Below are 2,857 nucleotides of genomic sequence, written 5' to 3'. Positions count from 1 at the left end.
GCCCGGGCTTCGGCCCTCCCCCGTCGGGCCCTCCGGATCCCGCCCGTCGGACAGGGCCCGGGCCCCGTCGTTCGGCTTGCGGAGGTTCAACGGCTCGTGGTCGGTGAGGTCCTCGGCGAAGATCCGGGACAACGGTTGGGGCCCCACGTACTGCCGGCACAGGCAGTCGGCGGGCTCGTACCCCAGCGGTTTGCGGTCGGCGTCCCAGCCCGTGGGGCGCCGGACCACCTCGTGGCAGTGGCCGTCCCGATCGTGCATCGCGAGGTGGTGGCCGCATCCGCACACCGGCTCCGGCGGCCGTTCCCGCTCCTCCGCCCGGCGCAACTGCCGCTCCCGGATGCGCAACTCCTCCAGCCGCCGTTCGTGACGGTTCTGCCGGCCGTCGCGCAGGGTCTCGGCGATCCACGCCCCGCCGCCGCAGATCAGGAAGATCCCCACGATCCACATCCAGGCCATCACGGCGGCCGCCTCCCTCGTCGCGTCGCCCCCGGGTCGGGGCCGGACGGTCGCGCCGTCCGACCGGGGGCCGCGGACCGATCACCCGTGCCCCCTGCCATCGAGCCTACGTGCACCGCCTGTGCCGGGGCAGGGTTCCCGAGCGGCCGGCCCCGCCCCGTCAGCCGCTCGCGGTCGCCAGGGACAGCTTCACCGCGAACCCCAGGAACAGCCCGCCGGCCGCCGCCGAGGCCCCGGCGCTCAACCGCCGCCGGCGGCGGAAGGCGGCGGCCAACCGGGCGCCGGTGAGGATCAGGACGCTCAGGTAGGTGAGGCTGAAGATCTGCACCAGCACCCCCAGCGCGAGGAAGGACAGCGCGGGATGCGGGTAGGCGGGGTCCACGAACTGCACGAAGAAGGAGACGAAGAACAAAATCGCCTTCGGGTTCAGCAGGCTCGCCGTCAGCGCGCGCCGGAAGGGTCGCTCGACGGGCACCCGACCACCGGCGGGGGCGGGGGCCGTGTCGCTCCCGTCCGGGGCGAGCGCCGGGCTCTCCTCGCGGCGGCGGCGGCGCCACAGCGCCAGCGCACCGCGCAGCATCCCGATCGCCAGCCAGGTCAGGTACCCGGCGCCGAGGAACTTCACCACGGTGAACGCCGCCGGGCTGGCCTGCAGCAACGAGGCCACACCCCCGGCGGAGAGGATCATCAACGCCGCGTCGCCGCAGAACACCCCGCCCGCCGCCCGGTACCCCTGGCGGACACCACGACGGGCGGCGACGGACAGCACGTACAGCGAGTTCGGCCCCGGCAACAGAATGATCAGGGCCAGGCCCACCAGGTAGGTGGGGAGATCGGTGATACCCAGCACGGGCGCAGCGTGCCACACCGACCCGTCCGGGGCGAAGCGGGTTTCACCGGCCGCCCGCCGGCGCCTGCCCGGCACCGGCGGGCGGCGTGACCGTCGTGGCCGGGACCCCGGCCCGCAGCAACTCCGCCGCCTCCCGGAAGCCCTGGCGCTCGGCCCACTCCAACGGGGTCCGGTCGTGCCCCGCCGGGCCCTCCCGCGACCGGGGGTCGGCACCGGCGGCGAGCAGCACCCGGATCACCGCCGTGTGGTTCCACGCCGCCGCCGCGCCCAACGGGGTGCCGCCGGTCCCGTCCTCCCCCGGGGTCGCCGCGTCCGGATCGGCCCCGGCCCGCAGCAACTCCCGCGCCACGGCCGGGGCCCCGGCGAGGGCTGCCGCGTACAGCGGCCCGAACCCGTCCGGGCCGGGGAGGGAGGGGTCGAACCCCGAGCGCAGCAACTGCCGGACCGTCCCGGCGTCGTCCCGCTCCACCGCCCGTTCGAACCGCCGGCGCCGCTTCTTCACCCGTCGTCGCGTCACGGCGGCACGGTACCGCCGCATCGGGATCACCGGGGGCCCGGCCGGGTATGGGAAGGCACAGGAACCGAACAGAAGCCGGGTACGACGGAACAGCGACGCGGGGGCCCCGCCGGCGCGGGCCGGGTGAGCCGCCGACCGCCCGGGGATACCCGGGCGCCGAGGAGAGGATTCCCATGCAGCCGACCCCGCCGCCGTCCGACGATCCGACCCCCGGCCGTCCGCCGGGCGAGGGGGGCGAGAAACCGCGCGGGATGGGCGCCGCCGTGGCCCTGGGCGTGCTGGTGGTGCTCGGTCTGCTGCTCGGCGTCTTCGCACTGGGGCTGGCCGACAACGGCGACGACGGGGAGGACGGCAGCGGCTCCGGGAACGGCGACACGGCGGGCGAGCAGGCGGTGCCCGGCGGCGGGGTGACCCCGGAGGAGCCGCTGCGACTGGTGCCGGTGGAGGAGGTGCTGCCCGGCGCCTGCGAGGACCCGGGCCGGGACGCCTTCACCACCCCGGACGGGAACACCTGCCTGACCGTCGCGAGCGACGAGGAGCTGGTCGTCGAGGAACTGGCGGGCGTCGAGACGGTCGACGGTTCGCAGCAGGGCGTCGGCACGGTGGTGCAGGTGACGCTGGTGGAGTCCGACGCCGGAGCGATGGCCGACCTCACCGGCGAGGTCGCCTCCCGTTCCGATCCGGGCAACCGCCTGGCCGTCGTCCTCGGCGAGGAACTGCTGATGGCACCCACCGTCGCGGAGCGGCTGGAGGGCGGGACGCTCCAGGTGGTCGGCGTGAGTGACGAGGAGGCCGAGGAACTCGTCGACCGCCTCGGCGGCTGACCGGCCGGACGCCGACGCTCGACAGTCCGCCGGCCCCGGGCCACCCATCGACGTCACACCCCGGGGAGAGGCCCGCACGGCCAACCCCGGGGGCGGATGCGGGACACCGTGGTGGAGACCCCGACCGCGTCGACGCGACGCTCCCGACCGCCGTCCGGCGGAACCCGCTTGCCGTCCACCCCTCCCGGAGACCATCGTCGGGACATGAAC

4 protein-coding genes are annotated in these 2,857 nt (G+C 75.7%); 1 reads left to right on the top strand and 3 read right to left on the bottom strand.

Annotated elements, in window-relative coordinates; translation table 11 throughout:
• From FNQ90_RS18425 to FNQ90_RS18415, 3 genes are all read right to left on the bottom strand, one after another.
• The coding region (locus tag FNQ90_RS18425) for a sensor histidine kinase (RefSeq protein WP_323380048.1) at positions 1-459 on the bottom strand (459 nt) is incomplete at its 3' end.
• Between the two features lie 157 nt (positions 460-616).
• On the bottom strand, positions 617-1,306 hold the full coding sequence (gene leuE / locus FNQ90_RS18420; protein WP_182607388.1) for a leucine efflux protein LeuE: 690 nt from the start codon (positions 1,304-1,306) through the stop codon (positions 617-619).
• A gap of 43 nt (positions 1,307-1,349) precedes the next feature.
• Positions 1,350-1,844, bottom strand: coding sequence for an ankyrin repeat domain-containing protein (locus tag FNQ90_RS18415; RefSeq protein WP_182607387.1), 495 nt, complete (start codon positions 1,842-1,844; stop codon positions 1,350-1,352).
• A gap of 152 nt (positions 1,845-1,996) precedes the next feature.
• On the opposite strand from FNQ90_RS18415, the gene FNQ90_RS18410 reads away from it, so the two are divergent.
• A complete protein-coding gene (locus tag FNQ90_RS18410) occupies positions 1,997-2,647 on the top strand; it encodes a SecDF P1 head subdomain-containing protein (RefSeq protein WP_182607386.1) in 651 nt (216 codons plus the stop codon).
• The last annotated feature ends 210 nt before the right edge of the window (positions 2,648-2,857 follow it).

The organism is Streptomyces alkaliphilus, assembly GCF_014141535.1.
In the GTDB taxonomy this organism is placed as follows: Bacteria; Actinomycetota; Actinomycetes; order Streptomycetales; family Streptomycetaceae; genus Streptomyces; species Streptomyces alkaliphilus.
This window is presented reverse-complemented; position numbering and strand designations above follow the sequence as displayed.

What these genes read in the sequence shown, in the direction of transcription:
- FNQ90_RS18415 (WP_182607387.1), bottom strand. Translation starts at nt 1,844, where the DNA reads ATGCGGCGGTACCGTGCCGCCGTGACGCGACGACGGGTGAAGAAGCGG.
- FNQ90_RS18410 (WP_182607386.1), top strand. Translation starts at nt 1,997, where the DNA reads ATGCAGCCGACCCCGCCGCCGTCCGACGATCCGACCCCCGGCCGTCCG.